Below are 25,407 nucleotides of genomic sequence, written 5' to 3' on the forward strand. Positions count from 1 at the left end.
AAGATGTTCGGGTTGTTCCTGAAGCCGGGACAATTGCAGCAAATGAGACGTTTTTGCGGATGAGCGGCGCAACCAGCCGCTCATCAGCGCTGTCAGATGAAGTCGCGGGTCATGGCCAGGGTGGCGAAGTTGTCCGCCATGATCGCCATTTCAGTCTGGTGTACGTGTTCGGCGCTCAGCACGCCGCCCTTGTGCGGCAGATCACGAGTGGCGCAGGCGTCTTCGACCAGGGTGCAGCGAAAGCCCAGGTTCTTGGCGGCGCGCACGGTGGTGCTGACGCTGGAATGGCTCATGAAACCGCAGACGATCAGATCCAGTGGGCCGAAATCTTCCAGGCGCTTCTTCAGTTCGGTGCCGTGGAAAGCACTCGGCAAGAGCTTTTCGATAATGGTTTCGTCGTCCCGCGGCTCAAGGCCTGGAATGAATTCCCCCCGTTCGCCCTGTGGATCGAACAGCCCGCCGTGGGTACCGAGGTGGCGTACATGCACGATCGGCCGGCCGGCGGTGCGGGCTGCGCCGAGCAGTTGCTTGATGTTCGCGACCGCCGCATCCATGCCGCTGAGGGCCAGGGGGCCGGCGAGATACTCTTTCTGGGCATCGATGATGATCAGCGTCGCTTGACTCAGGTTGGCCGCTGCATAACCGCGGCCGCTGAGTTGAAACATCGTTTTTGGAACGGACATTCTGGGGCTCCTTCGAGTGGGGCTTTTGCGACATTCTCCTCCGGCTGAGCGGTTCTGTGAATCGCTTCCATCGCAAGGGCCGTCGTTGCTGGCCTACAGCCTTGTCAAGATCGGCATCTTATTCAACGGGCGGTGCAAAAAATGGAAAGATCCTACGGCTGGATCGGAGTTTTTCGTTTCTCGCGGGGGGTGTTTGGGAGAGTGCGGGTTTGGCTGGTAGACTCGCCCGTCGATTTCTCTGGAGTTTGCCGCTGTGATCACTTCCCGCCTTCGTACCCTGCGCGACCATATTCGTTGGGCCGTCAGCCGTTTCCATGGCGAGGATCTGTTCTTTGGCCATGGCACCGACAATGCCTGGGATGAGGCTCGCCAACTGGTGTTGGGCGCGCTGCATTTGCCTTGGGAAATTGCCGACAGCTATCTGGATTGCCGTCTCGAAGACGAAGAGCTGGTGCATGTACAGCGCCTGCTGCGCCGACGTATTGCCGAGCGCATTCCGACTGCCTACCTGCTCGGTGAAGCGTGGTTCTGCGGAATGTCCTTCATCGTCGACGAACGCGTGCTCATCCCGCGTTCGCCCATCGGCGAGCTGATTGAAAAACGCTTCGAGCCCTGGCTGGGCCAGGAGCCTGCGCGGATCCTCGACCTGTGCACCGGTTCCGGCTGCATCGGGATCGCCTGTGCCTATGAATTCCCGGAGGCCGAAGTGGTGCTGGCCGACCTGTCGTTCGAAGCGCTGGAGGTGGCCAATCAGAATATCGAGCGCCATGGCGTCGATGAGCGGGCGTTCACAGTCCAGGGCGATGGTTTCGATGGCTTGCCGGGGCAACGTTTCGACCTGATCGTGTCGAACCCGCCTTACGTCGACGCGGAGGATTTCGCCGACATGCCCCAGGAATACCAGCACGAACCTGAGTTGGGCCTGGCCTGTGGCGATGACGGCTTGAACCTGGTTCGCCGGATGCTGGCCGAGGCGGCCGACCATCTGACCGAGAAGGGCCTGTTGATCGTCGAGGTGGGCAACAGCCAGGTGCATGTCGAGGCGCTGTACCCGGAGGTCGACTTCGCCTGGCTGGACTTCGAACGCGGCGGGCATGGCGTGTTCATGCTCAGCGCCGAACAGTGCCGTGAGCACCAGGCGTTGTTTGCCTCAAGGGTTTGACGCTGGGCTGCCTTTGTGGCGAGGGAGCTTGCTCCCGCTGGGCTGCGCAGCAGCCCCCGCTTCAAAGGTTTGAGATAGGAGTCGCCAGGTTTACGACTGCTGCGCAGCCGAGCGGGAGCAAGCTCCCTCGCCACGGTCGCCGCAGTCCCTGTGGGCGCGAGCTTGGATTCAATGCCGCGTCGCAATCCAGATCAGCAATCCCGCCTGGAACATCGCAAACGCCACCAGGCAAGTGATGGTAAAGCGCAAGCCGGTGTCTTCGCGCTTGAACTTGTTGACCTTCTCTTCCTGCTTCTTGAGTTTGACTTCCTGCTCCGCCAGGTTCTGCTCGGCTTGTTGCAGCATCTGCGCGGCTTCGAGAATCTCGACGAACTGCAGCTTCTCGGTGTTCCAGTCGCCCACCAGGTCGCCAACCTGGGCGGCCTTGACGCTGCCCTTGAGATGCTGGGCGTCGGCGTAGACCACCTCGAAGCCGTGGGCCTTGAGGAAGTGATCGCGGCGCAGGCGCGTGTCTTCGTTCAGCGCGTCCTTGTTGTTCAGGTCGCTGCCGTCCACCCGATAGCTCGACCAGCGCTTCTTCGCCCAGGTGATGCCCTGAGCGGCGAGAAAGCGTCCGAGCCCACGATTCAAAGGCTCGACTTGCAAGTTGTCAGGGGAGAAAGACAGACGTTTCTCGACGTGGTCGGCCCAGACGTCCAGATGGTTCTGTTCCTTGCGCACCCGTTGGCCCGGCAACTTGATGCTCATGCGCAGCAAACTGCGCTCCTTGCTGTGACGCTCGGCGTAGCTGAACTCGACAAAGCGCAAGGGCCGCACACCGGTGGCGCGATCGGTCTTGAGCGGGGCCAGCCGGAGCATTTTATGCTGCTCAGCCTGCACATCCGCCCAAGGCTGCTCCACCGCAGGCGCGGCGGCCGGTTCGGCGACGGTGTCGGGAGAAGTTTGAGTCTCAGTCATAACGGCAAAATCCTGTCCAGGCCGGCTTGTCGACAGCCATTGCGCTGCCCGACGTCGGTTTATCGGCCGTTTTCGCCAGGACTGGAGGGCAATTGGCCGGTATGGCGATCAAGTCCGCTCAACGGGAACCGATCGAGCCGATAAAGCGCAGGATCTGCACACCCAATTCAGCCGCCAGGGGCAGATTGGGGTCTTTATAGGACGCCAGTTGCCGCTTCACGTCGTTGGGCACAATGCGCATCACATGGTTCATGCCCTCGATCAGGGCCAATTGTGCGTCAGGCTTGGCGGCTTTCAGCTGCCTGGCATCCTCGACGCTGACCTGGATGTCATGGCTGCCCTGGATGATCAGCGCCGGCATCTTCAATGCCGCGAAGGCTTGGGCCGGGTCCTGGCGGAACAACGAGATCAGGTAAGGCTGCACACTGGGACGGAAAATCACCTGCAGCTGCGCAGGAACGTCCGCGTCGGGGCGCCCGGCCTTGAGGCTGTCGAGTAGCTCGTTGCTGCGCAACATCAGCGCCGGTGGCAAGCGGCTGCTCAGTTGTTGCCGTAGCACCTGGTCGATCGGCCGTGCACTGCCGGACACCGAAATCACTGCCACAGCGTTGGCCTGGGGCGCGGCGAGGCTGGCGATCAGCGCGCCTTCGCTGTGGCCCAGCAGGATCAACGGGCCCAGTCGCGGATCGGCGGCGAGCTTGTGGCCCCAGGCCACGGCATCGGCGACGTAGGCCTCGACGCTGAGGTTGCGCTCGTCCGGCGTGGCGGCGAGGCTGGCGGCCACGCCGCGCTTGTCGTAGCGCACGCTGGCGATGTTGTGCCTGGCGAGTACCCAGGCCAGGCGCTTGAGGCTGTCGTTGCGCCCGCCCTCGGGGTTGTTTCCGTCACGATCCGTAGGACCTGAGCCGGAAATGATCAGGACAACGGGCACCGGCGTGTCGGACTTGGGCAGCAGCAGCGAGCCGAAAAGTTCACCGTTGCCGGTGTCGAGGCTGATGGGGCGTTGCAGGACGGTGGCCTGGGCCAGGCCGCTGACCAGGCCTGTCAAGAGGGCAAGACTCAAGGCAAACAGTTTTAACATCATGACGCCATTAGTTGCGAAGGTGCCGGTTGGACTGGCGCGCACCGATAAGGTTCGAGGATGAACTACTCGGGGAGCCTGCGTATACTGGCGCCCATCTCGATTTTTCAGCGATTCCACGGAGCACCCTGCATGTCCGGCAATACCTACGGCAAGCTGTTCACCGTCACCACCGCGGGCGAAAGCCATGGCCCGGCGTTGGTCGCCATTGTCGATGGCTGCCCGCCGGGCCTGGAGATTTCCCTGGAGGACCTGCAGCGTGACCTTGATCGCCGCAAGCCCGGCACCAGCCGCCACACCACCCAGCGCCAGGAAGCCGATGAAGTCGAAATCCTCTCCGGTGTGTTCGAAGGTCGCACCACCGGTTGCGCCATCGGCCTGCTGATTCGCAACACCGACCAGAAGTCCAAGGACTACTCGGCCATCAAGGACCTGTTCCGCCCGGCCCACGCCGACTACACCTACCATCACAAATACGGCGAGCGCGACTACCGTGGCGGCGGTCGCAGTTCGGCCCGGGAAACCGCCATGCGCGTAGCGGCCGGGGCAATCGCCAAGAAGTACCTGGCCAGCCAGGGCATCGTCATCCGTGGCTACATGAGCCAGCTGGGCCCGATCGAAATCCCGTTCAAGACCTGGGATTCGGTGGAGCAGAACGCCTTCTTCAGCCCCGACCCGGACAAAGTCCCCGAGCTTGAAGCCTACATGGACCAGCTGCGCCGGGACCAGGATTCGGTCGGCGCGAAAATCACCGTGGTCGCCGAAGGCGTGATGCCTGGCCTGGGCGAGCCGATCTTCGACCGTCTCGACGCCGAACTGGCGCACGCGCTGATGAGCATCAACGCAGTCAAGGGCGTGGAGATCGGCGCCGGTTTCGCCTGTGTCGCCCAGCGTGGCACCGAACACCGCGACGAGTTGACTCCCCAGGGATTTCTGAGCAACAACGCCGGCGGCATCCTTGGCGGCATCTCTTCGGGCCAGCCGATTGTCGCTCACCTGGCGTTGAAGCCGACGTCCAGCATCACCACGCCGGGACGCTCGATCGACATCCACGGCAACCCGGTGGATGTCATCACCAAGGGCCGCCACGACCCTTGCGTGGGCATTCGCGCAACGCCGATTGCCGAGGCGATGATGGCGATCGTGCTGATGGATCACCTGTTGCGTCATCGCGGACAGAACGCCGACGTTCGGGTCGGCACGCCGGTGTTGGGTCAGCTTTGATGGCTGGCCTGCCGACCGCCGTGGCCTGACCACCATGGCGGCAGTGCCGTACTGGCGGCTTTCCAGCTTCTATCTGTTTTACTTTGCGCTGCTCGGTTCGACCGCGCCGTTCCTGGCGCTGTATTTCGATCACCTCGGGTTCAACGCCGCGCGCATCGGCGAGCTGGTGGCGATTCCCATGCTGATGCGTTGCGTCGCGCCGAACCTCTGGGGCTGGCTGGGTGACTACACCGGCCGGCGCCTGGCAATCGTGCGGTTTGGCGCGATCTGTACGCTGCTCAGTTTCTCGCTGATCTTCATCGACAAAAGCTACGCCTGGCTGGCGATGGTCATGGCGCTGCATGCGTTCTTCTGGCACGCGGTGCTGCCGCAATTCGAGGTCATCACCCTGGCCCACTTGAGCGGGCAGGCGGCGCGCTACAGCCAGATCCGCCTGTGGGGCTCCATCGGCTTCATCATCACCGTGGTCGCGCTCGGTCGGTTGTTCGAATGGTTGAGCCTGGACATCTATCCCGTGGCGCTGGCGTTGATCATGGGTGGCATCGTGCTCAGCAGTTTCTGGGTGCCCAACGCCCAGCCCGTTCAGGGGCCGCGGGTGGCCGGGGACGGTTTCCTGCGGCAGTTGCGCAATCCGGGGGTGCTGGCGTTTTATGCCTGCGTCGGCCTGATGCAACTGAGCCATGGGCCGTATTACACCTTCCTGACGTTGCACCTGGAACGCCTGGGCTACAGCCGCGGATTGATCGGCGTGCTCTGGGCCGTCGGCGTGGTCGCGGAAGTGCTGGTTTTCCTGCTGATGAGCCGGATCCTGGCGCGGTTTTCCGTGCGCCGGGTGTTGATGGCCAGCTTCCTGTTGGCGGCGCTGCGCTGGTTGCTACTGGGGTCGTTGGCGGAGTTTCTCTGGGTGCTGTTGCTTGCCCAGGTCCTGCACGCAGCGACCTTTGGCAGCTTTCACGCCGCTGCCATCCATTTCGTGCAACGTAGCTTCGGCTCCCGCCAGCAAGGTCAGGGGCAGGCGCTATACGCCGCGCTGGCCGGAACCGGCGGTGCCCTGGGTGCGTTGTATTCCGGCTACAGCTGGAATGCCCTGGGCGCCGGTTGGACTTTCAACATCGCCAGTCTCGCAGCCTTCGCTGCAGCCGTTATCATTGCCACACGCATGCAAGAGGACAGGCCATGAGCCTTACCCGTGAACAACTCACCCGGGAAATCATCGACGCCGGGCGTTTTCTGTATGGTCGCGGCTGGTCCCCGGCCACCAGCAGCAATTATTCGACCCGGTTGTCTTCCGACCAGGCCCTGCTCACCGTTTCCGGCAAACACAAAGGGCAACTGGGCGTCGACGATGTGCTCGCCACTGACCTGGATGGCAACAGCCTGGAGCCGGGCAAGAAACCGTCTGCCGAAACCCTGTTGCACACGCAGCTGTATCGCTGGCGGCCGCAGATCGGCGCGGTGCTGCACACCCATTCGGTGAATGCCACGGTGCTCTCGCGCTTGACCGGCGCAGCCTTCATCGACTTCGAGGACTACGAGCTGCAAAAGGCCTTCAGCGGAGTCACGACCCATGAGTCCCAGGTTCGCGTGCCGATTTTCGACAACGACCAGGACATCGCGCGCCTCGCCGCCAAGGTTCAGCCCTGGCTCGACGCGCACCCCGATTGCGTCGGTTATCTGATCCGTGGGCACGGCCTGTACACCTGGGGGCCGGGCATGAACGATGCGCTGCGGCAAATCGAGGCGTTCGAGTTCCTGTTTGAATGCGAGCTCAAGACTCGCACAGTCCTGAACCGTTAAATTGCTGGAGCCATGACCATGAGCAGCCTGTCCGTCTATCACGTTTCAAGTCCCGAGATTCCGAACAAGGTCCTGACCCATTTCGAAGACATCGCCGCGACCCTCGCCGAAAAAGGCGTGCGCTTCGATCGTTGGGAAGCCGCGACGAAGATCCAGCCCGGCGCCAGCCAAGAGGAAGTGATTGGTGCCTACCGGACCCAGATCGACAAGCTCATGACCGAGCGCGGCTATGTCACGGTGGATGTCATCAGCCTCAACAGCGACCACCCGCAAAAAGCCGAACTGCGCGCCAAGTTTCTGGATGAGCACCGTCACGGCGAGGACGAAGTCCGCTTTTTTGTCGCCGGTCGTGGCCTGTTCACCTTGCACATCGACGACTACGTCTATGCGGTACTGTGCGAAAAGAACGATCTGATCTCGGTGCCCGCCGGTACGCCGCACTGGTTCGACATGGGCGAACACCCACATTTCGTCGCCATTCGGCTGTTCAATAACCCGGAAGGCTGGGTCGCCAAGTTCACCGGTGATGAAATCGCCAGCCGTTTCCCGCGCCTGGAGGACTGAGCCCGTGACAATCAAGGCCATTCTCACCGACATTGAAGGCACTACCAGCGCGGTCAGTTTTGTATTCGACGTGCTGTTTCCCTATGCCGCCCGACACCTGCCGGATTTTGTCCGGCACAACGCCGGGCGCGCCGACGTCGCGGAGCAACTGGACGCCGTGCGCCGCGACAGTGCCGAGCCGGACGCGGACGTCGAACGGGTCATCGCGATCCTGCTGGGCTGGATTGCCGAAGACCGCAAGGCCACGCCTCTCAAGGCCTTGCAGGGTATGGTCTGGGAGCAGGGATACACGGCCGGCCAGTTGAAAGGGCACGTTTATCCTGACGCGGCGCAGGCGCTCGAAGCCTGGCATCAGCAAGGTTACCGGTTGTTTGTCTATTCCTCAGGGTCGATCCAGGCACAGAAGCTGATTTTTGGCTGTTCCGAGGCTGGCGACCTGTCGCCGTTGTTCAGCGGTTATTTCGACACCACGTCGGGAGCCAAGCGGGACGCGCAGTCGTATCGGCGAATCAGCGAGGCGATGGGGATCGCGCCGCAGGAAATCCTGTTTCTGTCGGATATCGTCGAGGAACTGGACGCGGCCAGGAATGCCGGAATGGCAACCTGTGGATTGGCCCGCGAGGGCGGTGATCTGGCCGGCCACACGACGGTTGAAAGCTTCGCGCAGATCGAACCTTCGCGCTTCTGAACGCCTTCTCGCTGCTGAAAAAATCAGGCCATGGAACCGCTGGGTTCCATGGCCTGTCTTTGTTCAGAGCTTGAAGCTGGTTGCTGTCAGGCGCTGTGATAGGTCGGCAGCGCGAAACGGTGCTGGCTCTGCAGCATGGCGACCGGTGGCAGTTCGCTGGCCTGTTCAGCCAGATCGCGGCGAATGGCACTGATCGCCCAGGAGAGTTGATCCCCGGCATGCAACTGAGCGTAGGAAATCGTACGCTTGAACAGTTTGCCATCGCTGTTGCGCAAGGTCAGCAGAATGCCGCCGTCCGGGCGAGGCTGCGTGGTGACTTCGTAGTTGGAAAACAGCGATGCAAACTTCTCTTGAATCATGTTCATAGTTGACTGCTCCATGGTATGGCAAACCGTGGAGGGGTAGTTGCAGTGTCTATGCCAGCATTGGAATTATAAAAAATATCTTTAAAAACAATAGGTTAATCTTTTCAGGGTTTTTTGCATTCGTGCATCTTGCATGAACGGCCATCGTGCATCCTGCATTTTGCGGGGATGCTCGATTATTTTTGGAACCAAACCGCATCCTGGCGCTCCCGCTTCGCCTGTTCCCCGCAGCGGATACAAAACATTGCAAAAACCGCATGTACAGCACCGGAATCGCTGGCGTAATTTCCCTCCAGATTCGCCCAACCCATAACAAGAACCGCGGCCCACAAGGTCGAACGGGGAAGGATCGTCCATGAGTCGTACACCCAGCGACGCTATTACCTGGGGCATGATGCTGCGCAAACTGCCCGTCATCGCCAGAGTTGTTCCGCGAATCATCAAAGGCCTGAAACTCGCCAACGTCCAGGACCCCACCCAGCCTTGCGGCCTTGGTTGGTGTTTCGAACAGGCCACGCAACGCAATCCCCTCGGCCCGGCGCTGCTCTGCGGCGACACGGTGCTGTCTTATGCACAGGTCAATGAACAGGCCAATCGCATTGCCCATTACTTGCTGGCGCAAGGTATTGGCAAGGGCGACTGCGTGGCGATTGTTCTGGAAAACCGCCCGCAGTTGCTGATTACGGTGTTGGCGGTGGCGAAGGTCGGGGCGGTGAGCGCGATGATCAATACATCGCAAACCGGAGACGCCCTGGTGCACAGCCTGGCGCTGGTCGCGCCGGTGGCGGTGGTGGTCGGGGATGAACGGGTCGCTGTCTTCAACGACGTGCGCGGCCGAACGGCGCTGGCGGATGCGCGGACCTGGTGGGTTGCCGACCAGGATAGTGGCGCGGTTCCGTGCGGATTCGTCGACCTGATGGTCGGCAGCGAGGATTACCCAGGCGATAATCCGCTTGGCAGGCAGGTGTTTTTCAACGACCCCTGTTTTTATCTCTACACCTCGGGCACCACCGGGTTACCCAAGGCCGGCGTATTCCGCCATGGACGCTGGATGCGCACCTCCACCAGTTTTGGCCTGATCGCCCTGGACATGCAGCCCGATGACGTCGTTTATTGCACGCTGCCGCTGTATCACGCCACCGGCCTGTGTGTGTGCTGGGGCGCGGCAGTTTGCGGTGCCTCGGGGTTCGCCATCCGCCGCAAGTTCAGCGCCAGCCAGTTCTGGAGCGACGTGCGTCGCTACCGGGCGACCACGTTGGGTTATGTCGGCGAACTGTGTCGCTACCTGATCGAGCAGCCCGCCAGCGCCGACGACCGGCGGCATGAGGTCCGGAAGATGATCGGCAACGGCTTGCGCCCGGGCGCCTGGCTGGCCTTCAAGACCCGCTTCGGGATTGGCCATATCTGTGAACTGTATGCGGCCAGCGACGGCAATATCGGCTTCACCAACATCCTGAACTTCGATAACACGGTCGGGTTTTCCCTGATGGGTTGGGAACTGGTGCAGTACGACCATGACAGCGGTGCGCCCTTGCGCAACCTGCAAGGGCGCATGCAGAAAGTCCCAAAAGGCGAGCCGGGCCTGCTGCTGGCGCGCATCGACGACAAGGCGCCGCTGGATGGCTACACCGATCCGGCCAAGACCGAAAAAACCGTCTGCCGGGACGTCTTCGTCCCAGGCGATTGTTATTTCAACACCGGCGACCTGCTGCGCAATATCGGCTTCGGCCACGGGCAGTTCGTTGATCGCCTCGGCGACACCTATCGCTGGAAAGGCGAAAACGTCTCCACCACCGAAGTCGAAAACGTGCTCCTGCAACATCCACAGATCGCCGAGGCGGTGGCCTACGGCGTGGAGATCACCGGCACCAACGGCCGCGCCGGGATGGCCGCGATCACCCCGGCCGAGTCCCTGGCGACCCTGGATTTCAGCGAGCTGCTGCAATTTCTGCAAGGCAAGCTGCCGGCCTACGCGGTGCCGCTGTTCCTGCGGATCAAGGTGAAGATGGAAACGACCGGCACGTTCAAGTATCAGAAAACCCGTCTCAAGGCCGAAGCCTTTGACCCCTGCCTCACGGGCGAGGAACCGATCTACGCCTGGCTCCCCGACACCTCGACCTACGTGCGGGTGGACCGCCAACTGGCGACGCAGATCCAGGGTGGGCAGTACCGCTATTGATTGTGGCTATGGCTCTTGCAGAGAAAAAAGGGATGACAGGCTTTGAGTCCCTCGGGAAACTAGCGGCTTTGCAAAAGCCAGAGGAAGTTGTCCATGTCCGATACAAGCCGCCAGATGACCCCGGAAGAGGCTGCGGAGTTTGCCGAGCAGGTATTCAACGTCGCTCGTCAGGGCGATGCCGCGATGATGGCCGCGCTGTTGAGCAAGGGCCTGCCGCCAAACCTGCGCAATCACAAGGGCGACACCTTGCTGATGCTGGCCGCGTACCACGGGCACGTGGAGACGGTAAAAGTGCTGCTGGAGAATAAGGCCGATCCGGAAGTCCGCAACGACAACGGCCAGAGCCCGATTGCCGGTGCGGCGTTCAAGGGGGATCTGGCGGTGGTTTCGGCCCTCGTCGATGGCGGCGCGCAAGTCGAAGGCTCCTCGTTCGATGGCCGCACGGCGCTGATGATGGCGGCGATGTTCAACCGGGTGGAAATAGTCGATTACCTGATCAGCAAAGGCGCCGACCCGAAGGCCAAGGATGCCAACGGCGTCTCGGCGCTGGACGCGGCCAGGACCATGGGCGCGGTGGACACCACGGCGCAGTTGGAAAAGTTGTTGGGCTGAAGCCTGGCTCCCTGGCCACAGGGTTCCTGACTTGACCTGGGGTGATGCGCTATCCTGCGCGCCAGAAAATTCAGCCACAGGATCCGCCCCATGAAAGCCGCACTCGTCGAACTCATCAGCAAAATCAGCTCCGGCTGCCTGGGCGAGGCGGACATCGAGAAAATCGCCGACGAAGCGGCCCAGGCCTACGCCGACCCGGTGACGTTCCTGGCGGCGAACCCGGACATCAACTATGACGACAGCTTCCCGATCCCGCTGGGGGAGTGGGTGGTGGTAGGCAGTCTGCCGGACACCGTGCTGTTCCAGGCCGACTCCTACGTCGACCTGTTCGAGCAGATCGTCGCCTCGTTCGGCCCTGGCGTCGCGTTCAACCTCAAGCCCAAGCAACTGGCGAAGACCGAGGCGCTGACCGCGCTCAATCGTATCCAGATCCAGATGAGCAGCCTGAACAAGGAGAGCGGCGGCTACGTGCTGATGAACTTCAGCCAGTTGCTCGACGATGAATTGCAGATGGTGCTGGTGTACGGCAACGACGTGCCGCGTGTGCTGGAACTGTGTGGCGAAGTCGGCATCGCCACGGCCCCCGCCCTGGAAGCGCTCAAGATCGCGGTTCACGTCTGAAACAATAAACGGAACCCTTGCCCGGACCCCGCTATCCTAAGTGTGCATACCACCATTCGGGAGCGACACCATGGGTTCCACTTTCAACGGCCTGATTGGCCTGATCATCCTGGCGCTCGATATCTGGGCGATCATCAATGTGCTCAAGAGTGGCGCGGGCACCGGGGCGAAAGTCCTGTGGGTGCTGCTGATTCTCCTGCTGCCGGTGTTGGGCCTGATCATCTGGGCGATTGCCGGGCCGCGGGGCAACGTGCGGGTCTGACCGCTCCATGAAAAAAGCCCGACAGGTCCTGGCCTGTCGGGTTTTTTTTGCTCGACGGTATCAGGCCGTCGCCAGCGAAGCCTTCTGCGAAGCACTCAGGAAACGCAACAGGGCCAGCAACGGGAAGGCGCTACCGATGATCACTACCCACAGCCAGCCGCCATGCTCGTAGACGGCGCTGGCGATGGACGAACCGAAAGCGCCGCCAACAAAGATGCTGGTCATGTACAGCGCGTTCAGGCGGCTGCGGCTTTTTGCGTCAAGGGCGTAGATGGTGCGCTGGCCCAGGACCATGTTCATCTGCACGCAGAAATCCAGGACCACGCCGGTCACCGCGAGGCCGATCACGCTATAAGCGGGATGGATGAATGCCGGCAGGAAACTCAGGCTGGCGAACAGCATGGCCAGCAGCGAAGCAATTCGGGTGTGGCCGGCGTCCGCCAGGCGGCCGGCAATCGGCGCGGCGACGGCACCGATGGCGCCGACCAGCGCAAACAGCGCAATTTCAGTCTGGGACAGGCCATGGTTGCGCGACAGCTCCAGGGGGACGGCGGTCCAGAACAGGCTGAACGTGGCAAACATGCACGCCTGGTACAAAGCCCGCTGGCGCAACTGCGGCTGCTGGCGTAACAGGGTGCCGAGCGAGCCCAGCAGTTGCGCGTAGGAGGCGCGGTGCTCGGGCTGGCGCTTGGGCACGGTGAATGCCAGGACGATGCTGATTGCCGCCATCAACGCGGCGGCGATCATGAACATCGCCCGCCAGCCAAGGTGATCGGCGACAAGGCTGGACACCGGCCGCGCCAGCAGGATCCCCAACAGCAGCCCGCCCATGATCCCGCCCACGACCCGCCCCCGGGATTCTTCCGGCGCCAGGTGCGCCGCCAGCGGAATCAGCACTTGTACCGAGACGGAACTGAACCCCACCAGCAATGACACCAGCAGGAACACGTTCGGCTGCTCGGTAAACGCCGCGCCCAGCAGGCTGGCGATTGCCACCACGGTGGTGAGAATCATCAAGCGCCGGTTTTCCAGCAAATCCCCCAGCGGCACCAGGAAAAACAGGCCCAGGGCGTAGCCGATCTGGGTCAGCGAGACGATCAGGCTGGCCATGGTGCTGGACAGGCCGACGTCGGGCGCGATCAGTTCGATGATGGGTTGGGCGTAGTAGATATTGGCAACGATGGCGCCGCAGCAGAAGGCAAACAGCAAGACCATGCCCCGGGTCAGGGCAGCGGGCGAGGCGGGTGAATGAGCACTCATGGCAATCTCATCGATCGATTGAAAGGGATGGCGAGAGGCTAAAGACTTGCAGGGCTCTGGAACAGGGCTTGGGGTTGATAGCAGTCATGCCTGCGGTTGATGGTAGAACGCGCCAGAGGGAATGTGAAAGTGCTCTTGTGGCGAGGGAGCTTGCTCCCGCTCGGTTGCTCGGCAACCGCCTGAATGGGGCTGCTACGCAGCCCAGCGGGAGCAAGCTCCCTCGCCACAGGACCGCGTTCAGCTCACTATTGCCTTACTGCCCGCTATAGATCTGGTCAAAAATCCCGCCGTCGTTGAAGTGGGTCTTCTGCACGGTGCGCCAGTCGCCGAAGGTTTTTTCCACCGAGAGGAAATCCACTTTCGGGAAACGGTCGGTGTATTTGGCCAGCACCGCCGGGTCGCGAGGACGGAGGTAGTTGGCGGCGGCAATTTCCTGGCCTTCGGGCGACCACAGGTATTTGAGGTACTCCTCGGCGGCGGCGCGCGAGCCTTTCTTCTCGACGACTTTATCCACAACGCTGACCGGTGGTTCGGCTTCGGCGGAGACGCTTGGGTAGACCACTTCGAACTGGTCGCGACCGAATTCACGGGCGATCATTTCCGCTTCGTTCTCAAAGGTCACCAGCACATCGCCGATCTGGTTGGTCATGAACGTAGTCGTCGCGGCACGACCGCCGGTGTCCAGCACAGGGGCCTGCTTGAACAGCTTGCCGACGAAATCCTTGGCCTTGTTCTCATCGCCGCCATTCTTCAGCACATAGCCCCAGGCCGAAAGGTAGGTATAGCGGCCGTTGCCCGAGGTTTTCGGGTTGGGCACGATCACTTGCACGCCGTCCTTGAGCAGGTCCGGCCAGTCCTTCAGCGCTTTCGGATTGCCCTTGCGCACGATAAACACGGTGGCCGAGGTGAACGGCGCGCTGTTGTTCGGCAGGCGGGTGACCCAGTTATCCGGAACCAGCTTGCCGTTGTCGGCCAAGGCATTGATGTCAGTCGCCATGTTCATGGTGATGACATCCGCTGGCAGCCCATCGATTACCGAGCGCGCCTGCTTGCTCGAACCGCCAAAGGACATCTGCACGGTGATGCTTTCGTTGTGCTCGGCCTGCCAGTGTTTCTGGAACGCGGCGTTGTAGTCCTTATAGAAATCCCGCATCACGTCGTAGGAAACGTTGAGCAGAGTCGGGGCGGCGTGGGCCAGGCTGCCGAACGCCAGGCCGGCGGCGAGGAGGGATGCGCCAAAGAAATTCTTCACTGCGAGGTCCTTTTTATTGGCAAGGGATGCGGGCGATAAGCCAGCACCCTAGCGATTAGCTTATAGGTCATCAAGAATTAAAAAGTGCTTTGCTTATTCCAATTTTTTAAACAGTGCGTTACCGCAACGAGAACAGAACGCAGCGCCATGGTCGTGGTTGTTTTTGCTGCACACCGGGCAATTGTGCTTGAGCTGGTCACCGCGCATGGCGGTGGCCAGTTCCGCAGTGAAGATACCCGTCGGCACGGCGATGATCGAGTAGCCGGTAATCATCACCAGGGACGAAACCACTTGGCCCAGCGGCGTTTTCGGCACGATGTCGCCGAAGCCTACGGTGGTCAATGTCACGATAGCCCAATAGATGCCCTTGGGAATGCTGGTGAAACCATGCTCCGGGCCTTCGATGACATACATCAGGGTGCCAAACACCGTCACCAGGGTCGACACGCTGACCAGGAACACGATGATTTTCTGCTTGCTGCCGCGCAGTGCGGCCAATAGATAGTTGGCCTGCTTGAGGTAGGGGCTGAGCTTGAGAACGCGGAAAATCCTCAGCATGCGGATGATCCGTACGATCAGCAGGTACTGGGCATCGCTGTAGTACAACGCGAGGATGCCCGGCACGATCGCCAGCAGATCCACCAGGCCATAAAAGCTGAACGCATAGCGCAGCGGCTTGGGCGAGCAGTACAGGCGCAGGCCGTATTCAACGATGAAAATCAACGTGAAACCCCACTCGATGTAGGCCAGCAGGGCCGCGTAGTTCTTGTGCACGCTGTCGATGCTGTCGAGCATCACGATCACCAGGCTCGCGAGGATGATCAACAGCAGCGTGCTGTCGAAGCGCCGGCCGGCCACCGTGTCGGTCTGGAAAATGATCACGTAGAGGCGTTCACGCCAGTTGTTGTTGCTGTCCATAACCTTCGCCTGAACCAATGATCAGCGCAGCCTAGGGTGATTGCCCCGCAGAGCGCAAGGCGCGATGTCGAGACAGGCTGGGTGCCAAAGCCGCGCGGTGGCATGCACCAGCCAGCACGCGAGAATGAAAGGCGCCGTCAGCGGCGCCACGCCCAGCGCCGCGAAACCCGGTGCGAGAAGGACCGCCAGCAGCACGCCCGCCAGCGGCTGCCATGGCCCGCGTGCGTGTTGGCCCAGGGCCAGGGCCGCTAACGCCGGGTTGTAGCCGCCCAGGCCGGACAAGGCGTGCGGGCAATCGTGCAGCCAGGCAAAGGCAAAGCCTGCGACGGAACCGAACAGCGCCCAGCCGACGGCGCGACGGTTGGCGATCAGCAGGCCGATGGTGATCAGCACACCAGCCAGGGGCTGGTCGAGAAACATGACCTGGCCCAGGCCGTTCAGCGGGGCAAGCAACAGGTTGGGGAGTGTCTGCTCCAGTGCAGCGGGCAAGGGCGCAGGCGGGGCGAGACCCAGCAGCAACCAGCCGAGCCCGACAAAAGGCGCGGTGTAGGCGGGCAGGCAGCGTGGGCCTCGGGTGCGCTTGAGCCACTGCTGGGTCAGCATTGCGCTGAGGCCGCCAGCGGCGATGATCAATGGCGGCAACAGGGCTGACCAAGGCAATGCCAGGCTCAGCAGCAAACCCAGCAGGATGCCGTTATAGCTGAACAGCCCGGCCTGCCGATCCTCCTTGGCATAACCACGTCGCTGGGCCGTCAGCAATCCGGCCACGCCGCCCAGTAGCGCGCCGCCGAACAACGCTGGCGCGGTGAGCAGAATCGCCAGGAGGCAGAACAGGCCGCACAGGGGATGGCGCTGGAGGAAAATCTGGCTGAAGCCGTTGAGCAGGGCGGTGGCCCAGTCTGGGCTGTGGGTGTTGGGCATGGTTGGTGTGTGTCAGAGGGATCGGGTCGACTTCATCGCGAGCAGGCTCGCTCCCACACTGGATTTGCGGCGATCACAAAACCCTGTGGGAGCGAGCCTGCTCGCGAAGGAGCCAGTACAGGCGCTAGATGAGGGTCTCGATACGCAGCGAGTTGGTCGACCCCGGCTGCCCGAACGGCACGCCGGCGGTAATCAGCAGGGTGTCGCCACGCTGGGCCATGCCCTGGGCCTGGGCGATTTCCAGCGCGGTGGAACACACTTCGTCCACCTGCCGCAGCCGATCGTTGACCACCGAATGCACGCCCCACGCGACGGTCAGGCGACGGGCCGCCTGCAGGTTGGGCGTCAGGTTGAGGATCGGCACCGTCGGCCGTTCCCGCGCCGCGCGCAGGCTGGAGCTGCCCGACTCGCTGTAGTTGACCAGCACCGCCACAGGCAGCACGTTGCTGATCCGGCGGATCGCGCAACTGATGGCGTCCGACACCGTGGCCTCGGCTTTCGGTCGGCTGACGTCGAGTTGTGCCTGGTAGTCCGGGCCGTTTTCCACTTGGCGGATGATCTTGCTCATCATCTGCACAGCTTCGAGGGGATAGTCGCCCGAGGCGGTTTCCGCCGACAGCATCACCGCGTCGGCACCTTCGGCCACGGCGTTGGCGACATCGGTGACTTCGGCGCGGGTCGGCGCCGGGGAGAAGCGCATCGACTCAAGCATCTGTGTCGCCACCACCACCGGTTTGCCGAGGGCGCGGCAGGTGCCGATGATGTTTTTCTGAATCTGCGGCACGCTCTCGGCCGGCACCTCGACGCCCAGGTCACCTCGGGCAACCATGATCGCGTCGCTCAGTTCGGCGATTTCCCGCAGTTGCGCGACGGCCGAGGGCTTCTCGATCTTGGCCATCAGGAACGCCTTGTCGCCGATCAGTGCGCGGGCTTCGCGGATGTCCTCGGCACGCTGTACGAATGACAGCGCCACCCAGTCCACGCCCAGCTCCAGGCCGAAGCTCAGGTCGCGGCGGTCCTTGGCGGTCAGCGGGCTCAGGTCGAGCACGGCCTGGGGCACGTTCACGCCCTTGCGGTCCGACAGTTCGCCACCGTTGAGCACCTCGGTATCGATGGCGTCGGTGTGTCTGGCGGTTACCCGCAGGCGCAGCTTGCCGTCATCGAGCAGCAAGTCCATGCCCGGCTCCAGCGCCGCGATGATTTCCGGGTGGGGCAGGTTCACCCGACGCTGATCGCCCGGCGTCGGGTCCAGGTCCAGGCGCAAGGCTTGACCGCGTTGCAACAGCACCTTGCCATCGGCGAACTTGCCGACCCGCAGTTTTGGTCCCTGCAGGTCCATCAGGATGCCCAGCGGATAATTGAGCTGCTGCTCGACTTCGCGGATCCACTGGTAGCGCTGGGCGTGGTCGGCGTGGTCGCCGTGGCTGAAGTTCAGGCGAAAGATGTTCACTCCGGCCTGCACCAGTTCGCGGATGTCATCGATCCCACGGGTGGCGGGGCCGAGTGTCGCGAGGATCTTGACCTTCTTGTCAGGCGTCATTTTTCGGGTTCTCGAGGATCAGGATGGCGCGAAAATCGTTGACGTTGGTGCGGGTCGGCTCGGTGACGATCAACCCGTCCAGCGCGGCGAAGTAGCCGTAGCCGTTGTTGTTATCCAGTTCATCGCTGGCGTTCAGGCCCAGCTCGGTGGCGCGGCGATAGCTGTCCGGGGTCATGATGGCGCCGGCGTTGTCTTCGGAGCCGTCGATGCCGTCGGTGTCGCCCGCCAGTGCATAGATGCCGGGGTGGCCCTTGAGGCTGTCGGTCAGGCTCAGCAGGAACTCGGCGTTGCGCCCGCCACGGCCATTGCCGCGCACGGTGACCGTGGTTTCGCCGCCGGAGAGGACCACGCACGGCGCAGCCAAGGGCTGGCCGTGCAGGGCGATTTGCCGGGCGATGCCGGCGTGGACCTTCGCCACGTCCCGGGATTCGCCTTCCAGGTCACCGAGGATCAATGGGCTGAAACCGGCCTGGCGAGCTTTCACCGCCGCGGCTTCGAGGGATTGCTGAGGGCGGGCGATGAGCTGGAAATGACTGCGCGCCAGGCTCGGGTCGCCGGGCTTGACGGTCTCCGATTCCGGACTTTGCAGCCAGGTGCGCACCGAGGCCGGGATCTCGATGCCGTAGCGCTTGAGAATCGCCAGCGCGTCGGCCGAAGTGCTGGGGTCGGCCACGGTGGGGCCGGAGGCGATAACCGTGGCGAGATCGCCGGGCACATCGGAAATCGCGTAGGTGTAGACGGTGGCCGGCCAGCAGGCCTTGCCCAGTCGGCCACCCTTGATCGCCGAAAGGTGCTTACGCACGCAATTCATCTCGCCAATGGTGGCGCCGGACTTGAGCAGGGCCTTGTTGATCGATTGCTTGTCGGCCAGGGTGATGCCGGCCGCCGGCAAGGCCAGCAACGCCGAGCCCCCGCCGGACAGCAGGAAGATCACCCGGTCGTCTTCGTTGAGGTTGCTGACGAGTTCGAGCACCCGTCCGGCCACTTCCAGGCCAGCGGCGTCCGGTACTGGATGAGCGGCCTCGACCACTTCGATTTTCTCGCAGGGCGCGCCATGGCCGTAGCGGGTCACCACCAGGCCGCTGACTTCGCCGTGCCAGCAGCGCTCGACCACTTGCGCCATGGCCGCGGCGGCCTTGCCGGCACCGATGACGATCACCCGACCGCTGCGGTCTGCGGGCAGGTACTGTTCGAGGACGTGCTGCGGATGGGCCGCGTCGATGGCCGTGGCAAACAGCTCGCGCAGCAATTGTTGCGGATCGACCGACATGGCGGGCTCCCGATTTTTATTATTGGCTGAGGCGACTCGGTTACCTGTGGGAGCGAGCCTGCTCGCGAAGGCGGTCAACCTGCCAATCAAGCGTTGACTGACACACCGCTTCGCGAGCAGGCTCGCTCCCACAGGGGCAGGGCAGGGCAGGGCAGGGCCTATTTGTCGCGAATCGAGAAATTGGCCATATGCTCCAGCCCCTTGATCAACGCCGAGTGGTCCCAATTGCTGCCACCCATGGCCGCGCAGGTGCTGAACACTTGCTGGGCGTTGGCGGTGTTGGGCAGGTTGATGTTCAGCTCCCTGGCGCCTTGCAGGGCCAGGTTCAGGTCCTTCTGGTGCAGGCTGATGCGGAAGCCCGGGTCGAAGGTGCCCTTGATCATGCGCTCACCGTGCACTTCGAGGATCTTCGACGAGGCGAAACCGCCCATCAACGCTTCACGGACCTTCGCCGGGTCGGCGCCGTTCTTCGAGGCGAACAGCAGGGCCTCGGCCACGGCCTGGATGTTCAGCGCGACGATGATCTGGTTCGCCACCTTGGCGGTCTGGCCATCGCCGTTGCCGCCCACCAGGGTGATGTTCTTGCCCATCGCCTGGAACAGTGGCAGCGCGCGCTCGAACGCGGCGCTGTCGCCACCGACCATGATGCTCAGGGTCGCGGCCTTGGCGCCGACTTCACCGCCCGATACAGGGGCGTCGAGGTACTGCGCGCCTTTTTCATTGATCTTCGCCGCGAACGCCTTGGTGGCGGTGGGGGAGATCGAACTCATGTCGATCACCACCTTGCCCGCGCCCACGCCGGCCGCTACGCCATCGGCGCGGAACAGCACATCCTCGACCTGCGGTGTGTCCGGGACCATGACGATGATGAACTCGGCCTCCTGGGCGACTTCCTTCGGGTTGGCCAGCGCCACCGCGCCGCCTGCCACGAGGTCGGCCGGGGCAGCGTCGTGATGCTGGGTCAGGAACAGGCTGTGACCGGCCTTTTGCAGGTTCAGTGCCATGGGGTGGCCCATGATGCCGGTGCCGATGAATCCGATTTTAGCCATGTGGAAAATCCTCTCTTGTTTAAGATGCCCCGCGGACTCTGTGGCGAGGGAGCTTGCTCCCGCTGGGCCGCCAAGCGGCCCCAGAAATCCATCGGTGAAAAAACATGCGTCTGCTTCGCAGCCGAGCGGGAGCAAGCTCCCTCGCCACAAAAGCTCGTGTCAGGTCAGATCGCGTTATGGCTTTTCAACCAGCCCAGTCCCGCTTCGGTGGTGGTGAGCGGCTTGTATTCGCAGCCGACCCAACCCTGATAACCAATGCGATCCAGGTGTTCGAACAGGAACCGATAATTGATCTCTCCGGTGCCGGGCTCGTTGCGGCCCGGGTTGTCCGCCAGTTGCACATGGTTGATCTCGCCCAGGTGCGCCGACAGCGTCCGGGCCAGGTCGCCTTCCATGATTTGCATGTGATAGATGTCGTATTGCAGGAACAGGTTGGCGCTGCCCACCTGTTCGCGGATCGACAGGGCCTGGGCGGTGTTGTTCAGGAAGAAACCCGGGATGTCGCGGGTATTGATGGCTTCCATCACCAGCTTGATGCCGGCGCCCTGGAGCTTTTCGGCGGCGTACTTCAGATTGGCGACGAAGGTTTTTTCCGCCAGCGCTTCGTCGCACTTCTGCGAACGGATCCCGGCCAGGCAATTGACCTGGGTGTTGCCCAACACCTTGGCATAGGCAATCGCCAGGTCGACCCCGGCGCGGAACTCCTCGACCCGATCCGGCAGGCAGGCGATACCGCGCTCACCCTTGGCCCAGTCGCCGGCCGGCAGGTTGAACAGCACCTGGGTCAGGCCATGGGCATCGAGCAGGGTCTTGAGTTCAGCGGAGCTGTGGTCGTAGGGAAACAGGTATTCGACACCACTGAAACCGGCCTTGGCGGCCGCTTCGAAACGGGCGAGGAAATCCTGCTCGGTAAACAGCATGGACAGGTTGGCGGCGAAACGCGGCATGGTGGTCTCCAGTAAATAGTGGGCAGGCCTCCCTTGTGGGGGCGAGCCTGCTCGCGAAAGCGGTATGTCATTCAACATTCAATGAAGGGTAGATCGCCTTCGCGAGCAGGCTCGCTCCCACAGGAGAAGGTCAGTCGAGCAATGAAATCGCGGTGGGTGCATCGTTGCCCACCAGCGCCAGGTCTTCAAATTCATTGACGGCGTTGATCTCGGTGCCCATGGAAATGTTGGTCACCCGCTCAAGGATGATCTCGACGATCACTGGCACCCTGAACTCTTCGATCATCTCCTGGGCCTTGCGCAGCGCTGGCTGGATACCTGACGGCTCGAACACCCGCAATGCCTTGCAACCCAGGCCCTCGGCCACGGCGACGTGGTCCACGCCATAACCGTTGAGCTCCGGGGCGTTGAGGTTGTCGAACGACAACTGCACGCAGTAGTCCATGTCGAAGCCGCGCTGGGCCTGGCGGATCAAGCCCAGGTAGGAGTTGTTCACCACGACGTGGATGTAGGGCAGCTTGAATTGCGCACCCACCGCCAGTTCTTCGATCATGAACTGGAAATCATAGTCGCCCGACAGCGCCACGACCTTGCGATCCGGATCGGCCTTGACCACTCCCAGCGCGGCCGGAATGGTCCAGCCCAGGGGACCGGCCTGGCCGCAGTTGATCCAGTGGCGTGGTTTGTAGACGTGGAGGAACTGCGCCCCGGCGATCTGCGACAGACCGATGGTGCTGACATAGCAGGTGTCCTTGCCGAACACCTGGTTCATTTCCTCATAGACGCGCTGCGGCTTCACCGGCACGTTGTCGAAATGGGTCTTGCGCTGCAGGCTGGCCTTGCGTTGCTGGCAATCCTGAAGCCAGGCGCTGCGGTTCTTCAGCTTGCCGGCGGCTTGCCATTCGCGGGCCACTTCGATGAACACGGTCAGGGCCGAGGCTGCGTCGGAAACGATACCCAGGTCGGGGGTGAACACCCGGCCGATCTGGGTCGGTTCGATGTCGACGTGAATGAATGTGCGGCCTTCGGTGTAGACGTCCACCGAACCGGTGTGGCGGTTGGCCCAACGGTTGCCGACGCCCAGCACCACGTCCGACTTGAGCAAGGTGGCGTTGCCGTAGCGGTGCGAGGTTTGCAGGCCGACCATGCCGACCATCAACGGATGATCGTCCGGGATCGTGCCCCAGCCCATCAAGGTCGGGATCACCGGGATGCCGGTGAGCTCGGCAAACTCCACCAGCAAGTCGCTGGCATCGGCATTGATGATGCCGCCACCCGCCACCAGCAATGGGCGCTCGGCCTGATTCAGCATCGCCAGGGCCTTCTCGATCTGCACTCGGTTGGCGGCCGGCTTGGCCAGGGGCAGCGGCTGATAGGCGTCGATGTCGAATTCGATCTCGGCCATCTGCACGTCAAACGGCAAGTCGATCAGCACCGGGCCCGGACGGCCGGAGCGCATCTCGAAGAAAGCCTTCTGAAAGGCGTAGGGCACCTGTCCCGGCTCCAGCACGGTAGTCGCCCATTTGGTCACGGGCTTGACGATGCTGGTGATATCCACCGCCTGGAAATCTTCCTTGTGCATGCGGGCGCGGGGCGCTTGCCCGGTGATGCACAGGATCGGAATCGAGTCGGCCGAAGCGCTGTAGAGGCCAGTGACCATGTCAGTGCCCGCCGGCCCCGAAGTACCGATGCACACGCCGATGTTGCCGGCCTTGGTCCGGGTGTAGCCCTCGGCCATGTGCGAGGCGCCTTCAACGTGGCGAGCGAGGACATGATCGATGCCGCCAACCTTTTGCAGGGCAGAGTACAGCGGGTTGATCGCGGCACCCGGGATGCCGAAGGCGGTGTCCACGCCTTCACGGCGCATCACCAGGACGGCGGCTTCGATTGCTCTCATTTTGCTCATTGTTTTGTGCCTCTTACGTTTTGTAATTGTATACAAGTGGCTGTGGATCGGAGTTTATTCACGGCAGGCGGCTAAGGTCAATTGATTTTCTCAAGCAGCTGTTTGGTTCGCCAGATGCCAGATTTACTGATGCCTTTTGTCGTTTAATGCGGATAGTGAAAAATATTGTATACAAAAACTATGTTTGTTGTGTTCTATTTGCTGAATTCGGTTTTGCTGAAAGTAAAGCCTCGAGGCTCTCCCATGACTAAAGAAGGACAGCACCCATGAGCGATCTCACCTTGAAAATCGCCGTCAGCCTGGCGGGGCAAGCCCTTGCCGCAGGCCGCGAGATAAGCGCAGCCCCCTTGACCGTCGCGGTCCTGGACAGCGGCGGACACCTCGTAGCCTTGCAGCGCGAGGACGGCGCGAGCCTGTTGCGCCCGCAAATCGCTATCGGCAAGGCCTGGGGCGCGATCGCTCTGGGCAAGGGCTCACGCCTGCTGGCCCAGGACGCCCAGCAGCGCCCGGCGTTCTTTGCCGCTTTGAATGGCTTGGGCCAAAGCAACATCGTGCCGGCACCGGGCGGAGTGTTGATCAGGGATCAGGACGGGAAGGTGCTGGGGGCGATTGGTGTCAGCGGGGATGTTTCGGATGTGGATGAGCAGGTGGCTCTCAGGGCGGTGGAGGTGTCGGGGTTGAGGGCGGATGCGGGGGTTGCTGTTTGATCATGCGCTGAATCGACTGGCGTATTCGCGAGCAAGCCCGCTCCCACAGGGTCTGGTAACCGACACAAAATGTATGGACATCGCAGATCCCCTGTGGGAGCGGGCTTGCTCGCGAATGCAATCGACCCTACACATCCGGCAAAAAAGCTGACCACGACACTTCATTTCCCAGCGCTAACCTTTCAGGATTCGTTAGGGAAGGAGGGCGACGGAATGCCTGCACGCTCAGCTTCACATCGCCTGCGTATCGGTCGCTATGCGGAGCAAAATCGCATCTACTTATTGACTGCCAATACGCTGGCGCGCGAACCGGTCTTCAAAGACCATGGTTTGGGCAGGATCGTCGTTCAGGAGTTCAGGGAGGCACAAGAGCAGGGCATCGCGGACTCCCTCGCATTTGTCGTCATGCCTGATCATGTCCATTGGTTGATTCGACTGCATCAAGGGTCCTTGGGGCAGTTGATGTGCCAAGTAAAATCCATCAGTGCCAAGGGGATCAATGAGGCGACTGGCAGGGCCGGCAGCCTTTGGCAGGCGGGCTACCATGATCGGGCGTTGCGTCGGGACGAAGATCTGAAAATAATGGCGCGCTATGTCGTCGCCAACCCACTGCGGGCAGGCCTGGTGAAGCGGCTTGGCGACTATCCGCTGTGGGATGCCATTTGGCTTTGACATGAAATCGAGTCGCCGCCAATCGCGAGCAAGCCCGCTCCCACAAGGTCTGGCGACCGACACAAAATGTATGAGAATTGCAGATCCCCTGTGGGAGCGAGCCTGCTCGCGAATGGGGCGCCGCGGTGATTCAGCCCACCTCACACCCCTTCAAAACCAACCGGATAATCGTCTGCGCCGCCGCTTCGTAATCCGCTTCGTCGAGCTTGGCCTTGCCGGTCACGGCGCTGATCTGCCAGTCGAAATCGGCGTAGGTCTGGGTGGCGGCCCAGATGCTGAACATCAGGTGGTTGGGGTCGATGGGAGCGATCTGGCCGCGGTCGATCCAGGTCTGGATGCAGTCGATGTTGTGCCGGGCCTGGGCGTTGAGTTGTTCGACCAGGTCGGCGCTAAGGTGCGGGGCACCGTGCATGATTTCACTGGCGAAGACTTTCGAGGCGAAGGGCAGGTCGCGGGAGATGCGGATCTTGGAGCGGATGTAGTGGCTCAATACTTCGCCCGGCTCGCCGTCAGCGTTGAAGGGCGTGGAGGCCTGGAGGATCGGCTCGATGATGCTTTCGAGGACCTCGCGGTAGAGGTTTTCCTTGGATTTGAAGTAGTAATAGACGTTGGGTTTGGGCAGGCCCGCCTTGGCCGCGATGTCGCTGGTTTTGGTCGCGGCGAAGCCCTTGTCGGCAAACTCTTCGCTGGCGGCACGCAGGATCAGTTCTTTGTTGCGCTCGCGGATAGTGCTCATAAACCCTGGGGTTCCTTGCCGGTTCTGGCGGTGG

Annotated in this window: 26 protein-coding genes; 12 read left to right on the forward strand and 14 right to left on the reverse strand. The window is 62.1% G+C overall.

Annotated features, from left to right (window positions below; genetic code table 11):
* Positions 1 to 92: 92 nt before the first annotated feature.
* A complete protein-coding gene (locus M1E16_RS07230) occupies positions 93 to 683 on the reverse strand; it encodes a cysteine hydrolase family protein (RefSeq protein ID WP_434625321.1) in 591 nt (196 codons plus the stop codon).
* Between the two features lie 253 nt (positions 684 to 936).
* Between M1E16_RS07230 and prmB the strand changes: the two genes are divergently transcribed.
* The gene (gene prmB, locus M1E16_RS07235; RefSeq protein ID WP_458129537.1) at positions 937 to 1,845 is read left to right on the forward strand and encodes a 50S ribosomal protein L3 N(5)-glutamine methyltransferase; all 909 of its coding nucleotides are present in this window, start codon (positions 937 to 939) and stop codon (positions 1,843 to 1,845) included.
* Positions 1,846 to 2,013: 168 nt separating this feature from the next.
* On the opposite strand, the gene M1E16_RS07240 is transcribed toward prmB, so the two are convergent.
* Both M1E16_RS07240 and M1E16_RS07245 read right to left on the reverse strand, forming a co-directional pair.
* On the reverse strand, positions 2,014 to 2,802 hold the full coding sequence (locus M1E16_RS07240) for a hypothetical protein (RefSeq protein ID WP_434569433.1): 789 nt from the start codon (positions 2,800 to 2,802) through the stop codon (positions 2,014 to 2,016).
* 118 nt (positions 2,803 to 2,920) lie between these two features.
* On the reverse strand, positions 2,921 to 3,886 hold the full coding sequence (locus M1E16_RS07245) for an alpha/beta hydrolase (RefSeq protein ID WP_458129538.1): 966 nt from the start codon (positions 3,884 to 3,886) through the stop codon (positions 2,921 to 2,923).
* A gap of 129 nt (positions 3,887 to 4,015) precedes the next feature.
* On the opposite strand from M1E16_RS07245, the gene aroC reads away from it, so the two are divergent.
* The 5 genes from aroC to mtnC are packed head-to-tail and all read left to right on the forward strand — an operon-like array spanning position 4,016 to position 8,156.
* Positions 4,016 to 5,107, forward strand: coding sequence for a chorismate synthase (aroC, locus tag M1E16_RS07250; protein ID WP_434653288.1), 1,092 nt, complete (start codon positions 4,016 to 4,018; stop codon positions 5,105 to 5,107).
* A 34-nt stretch (positions 5,108 to 5,141) separates the two neighbouring features.
* Positions 5,142 to 6,287, forward strand: a complete 1,146-nt coding sequence (locus M1E16_RS07255; protein WP_458129539.1) for an MFS transporter — start codon at positions 5,142 to 5,144, stop codon at positions 6,285 to 6,287.
* Positions 6,284 to 6,904 (forward strand): methylthioribulose 1-phosphate dehydratase, encoded by a 621-nt coding sequence (locus M1E16_RS07260; protein ID WP_434569429.1) that lies wholly within the window; start codon positions 6,284 to 6,286, stop codon positions 6,902 to 6,904. The genes M1E16_RS07255 and M1E16_RS07260 overlap by 4 nt, the downstream gene beginning before the upstream one ends.
* Before the next feature lie 18 nt (positions 6,905 to 6,922).
* On the forward strand, positions 6,923 to 7,468 hold the full coding sequence (locus M1E16_RS07265; protein ID WP_305496132.1) for a 1,2-dihydroxy-3-keto-5-methylthiopentene dioxygenase: 546 nt from the start codon (positions 6,923 to 6,925) through the stop codon (positions 7,466 to 7,468).
* A gap of 4 nt (positions 7,469 to 7,472) precedes the next feature.
* Positions 7,473 to 8,156, forward strand: a complete 684-nt coding sequence (gene mtnC / locus M1E16_RS07270) for an acireductone synthase (protein ID WP_434625309.1) — start codon at positions 7,473 to 7,475, stop codon at positions 8,154 to 8,156.
* Positions 8,157 to 8,242: 86 nt separating this feature from the next.
* Here mtnC and M1E16_RS07275 read toward each other — a convergent pair whose 3' ends face one another.
* Positions 8,243 to 8,521, reverse strand: coding sequence for a DUF3509 domain-containing protein (locus tag M1E16_RS07275; protein ID WP_186637286.1), 279 nt, complete (start codon positions 8,519 to 8,521; stop codon positions 8,243 to 8,245).
* Between the two features lie 355 nt (positions 8,522 to 8,876).
* On the opposite strand from M1E16_RS07275, the gene M1E16_RS07280 reads away from it, so the two are divergent.
* The 4 genes from M1E16_RS07280 (at position 8,877) to M1E16_RS07295 (ending at position 12,195) form a co-directional block, all read left to right on the forward strand.
* Positions 8,877 to 10,700 (forward strand): long-chain-acyl-CoA synthetase, encoded by a 1,824-nt coding sequence (locus M1E16_RS07280; RefSeq protein ID WP_458129540.1) that lies wholly within the window; start codon positions 8,877 to 8,879, stop codon positions 10,698 to 10,700.
* A 93-nt stretch (positions 10,701 to 10,793) separates the two neighbouring features.
* Positions 10,794 to 11,312 carry an ankyrin repeat domain-containing protein gene (locus M1E16_RS07285; protein WP_434569426.1) on the forward strand — a complete coding sequence of 173 codons (519 nt, stop codon included), beginning with the start codon at positions 10,794 to 10,796 and terminating at the stop codon, positions 11,310 to 11,312.
* Positions 11,313 to 11,402: 90 nt separating this feature from the next.
* Entirely contained in the window at positions 11,403 to 11,933 is a 531-nt protein-coding gene (locus M1E16_RS07290) for a hypothetical protein (RefSeq protein WP_434653282.1), read from the forward strand.
* Positions 11,934 to 12,003: 70 nt separating this feature from the next.
* Positions 12,004 to 12,195, forward strand: coding sequence for a PLDc N-terminal domain-containing protein (locus M1E16_RS07295; protein ID WP_053149901.1), 192 nt, complete (start codon positions 12,004 to 12,006; stop codon positions 12,193 to 12,195).
* A gap of 60 nt (positions 12,196 to 12,255) precedes the next feature.
* Here the strand turns inward: M1E16_RS07295 and M1E16_RS07300 are convergent, their stop codons facing one another.
* From M1E16_RS07300 to gcl, 9 genes are all read right to left on the reverse strand, one after another.
* Positions 12,256 to 13,455 (reverse strand): MFS transporter, encoded by a 1,200-nt coding sequence (locus tag M1E16_RS07300; protein ID WP_434625304.1) that lies wholly within the window; start codon positions 13,453 to 13,455, stop codon positions 12,256 to 12,258.
* A 253-nt stretch (positions 13,456 to 13,708) separates the two neighbouring features.
* Positions 13,709 to 14,707 (reverse strand): sulfate ABC transporter substrate-binding protein, encoded by a 999-nt coding sequence (locus M1E16_RS07305; RefSeq protein ID WP_434569423.1) that lies wholly within the window; start codon positions 14,705 to 14,707, stop codon positions 13,709 to 13,711.
* A 93-nt stretch (positions 14,708 to 14,800) separates the two neighbouring features.
* A complete protein-coding gene (locus M1E16_RS07310; protein WP_434625300.1) occupies positions 14,801 to 15,625 on the reverse strand; it encodes an ion transporter in 825 nt (274 codons plus the stop codon).
* A 21-nt stretch (positions 15,626 to 15,646) separates the two neighbouring features.
* Positions 15,647 to 16,546, reverse strand: coding sequence for an urea transporter (locus M1E16_RS07315; RefSeq protein ID WP_458129541.1), 900 nt, complete (start codon positions 16,544 to 16,546; stop codon positions 15,647 to 15,649).
* 124 nt (positions 16,547 to 16,670) lie between these two features.
* On the reverse strand, positions 16,671 to 18,086 hold the full coding sequence (gene pyk, locus M1E16_RS07320; protein ID WP_305496123.1) for a pyruvate kinase: 1,416 nt from the start codon (positions 18,084 to 18,086) through the stop codon (positions 16,671 to 16,673).
* Positions 18,076 to 19,356 (reverse strand): glycerate kinase type-2 family protein, encoded by a 1,281-nt coding sequence (locus tag M1E16_RS07325; RefSeq protein WP_458129542.1) that lies wholly within the window; start codon positions 19,354 to 19,356, stop codon positions 18,076 to 18,078. The genes pyk and M1E16_RS07325 overlap by 11 nt, the downstream gene beginning before the upstream one ends.
* 158 nt (positions 19,357 to 19,514) lie before the next feature.
* Positions 19,515 to 20,405, reverse strand: a complete 891-nt coding sequence (locus M1E16_RS07330) for a 2-hydroxy-3-oxopropionate reductase (RefSeq protein ID WP_458129543.1) — start codon at positions 20,403 to 20,405, stop codon at positions 19,515 to 19,517.
* Positions 20,406 to 20,569: 164 nt separating this feature from the next.
* Positions 20,570 to 21,352, reverse strand: coding sequence for a hydroxypyruvate isomerase (gene hyi, locus M1E16_RS07335; RefSeq protein ID WP_458129544.1), 783 nt, complete (start codon positions 21,350 to 21,352; stop codon positions 20,570 to 20,572).
* 130 nt (positions 21,353 to 21,482) lie between these two features.
* Positions 21,483 to 23,258: a glyoxylate carboligase gene (gene gcl, locus M1E16_RS07340; RefSeq protein WP_305496119.1), complete on the reverse strand. Its 1,776-nt coding sequence runs from the start codon at positions 23,256 to 23,258 to the stop codon at positions 21,483 to 21,485.
* 266 nt (positions 23,259 to 23,524) lie between these two features.
* On the opposite strand from gcl, the gene M1E16_RS07345 reads away from it, so the two are divergent.
* Complete coding sequence (locus tag M1E16_RS07345; protein ID WP_458129545.1) at positions 23,525 to 23,965, forward strand: GlcG/HbpS family heme-binding protein; 441 nt, start codon at positions 23,525 to 23,527, stop codon at positions 23,963 to 23,965.
* 213 nt (positions 23,966 to 24,178) lie between these two features.
* Positions 24,179 to 24,637, forward strand: a complete 459-nt coding sequence (locus M1E16_RS07350) for an REP-associated tyrosine transposase (protein ID WP_458129546.1) — start codon at positions 24,179 to 24,181, stop codon at positions 24,635 to 24,637.
* A 130-nt stretch (positions 24,638 to 24,767) separates the two neighbouring features.
* Here M1E16_RS07350 and M1E16_RS07355 read toward each other — a convergent pair whose 3' ends face one another.
* Positions 24,768 to 25,373 (reverse strand): TetR/AcrR family transcriptional regulator, encoded by a 606-nt coding sequence (locus M1E16_RS07355; RefSeq protein WP_305496116.1) that lies wholly within the window; start codon positions 25,371 to 25,373, stop codon positions 24,768 to 24,770.
* Positions 25,374 to 25,407: the final 34 nt, after the last annotated feature.

The organism is Pseudomonas sp. Z2-11 (assembly GCF_054161305.1).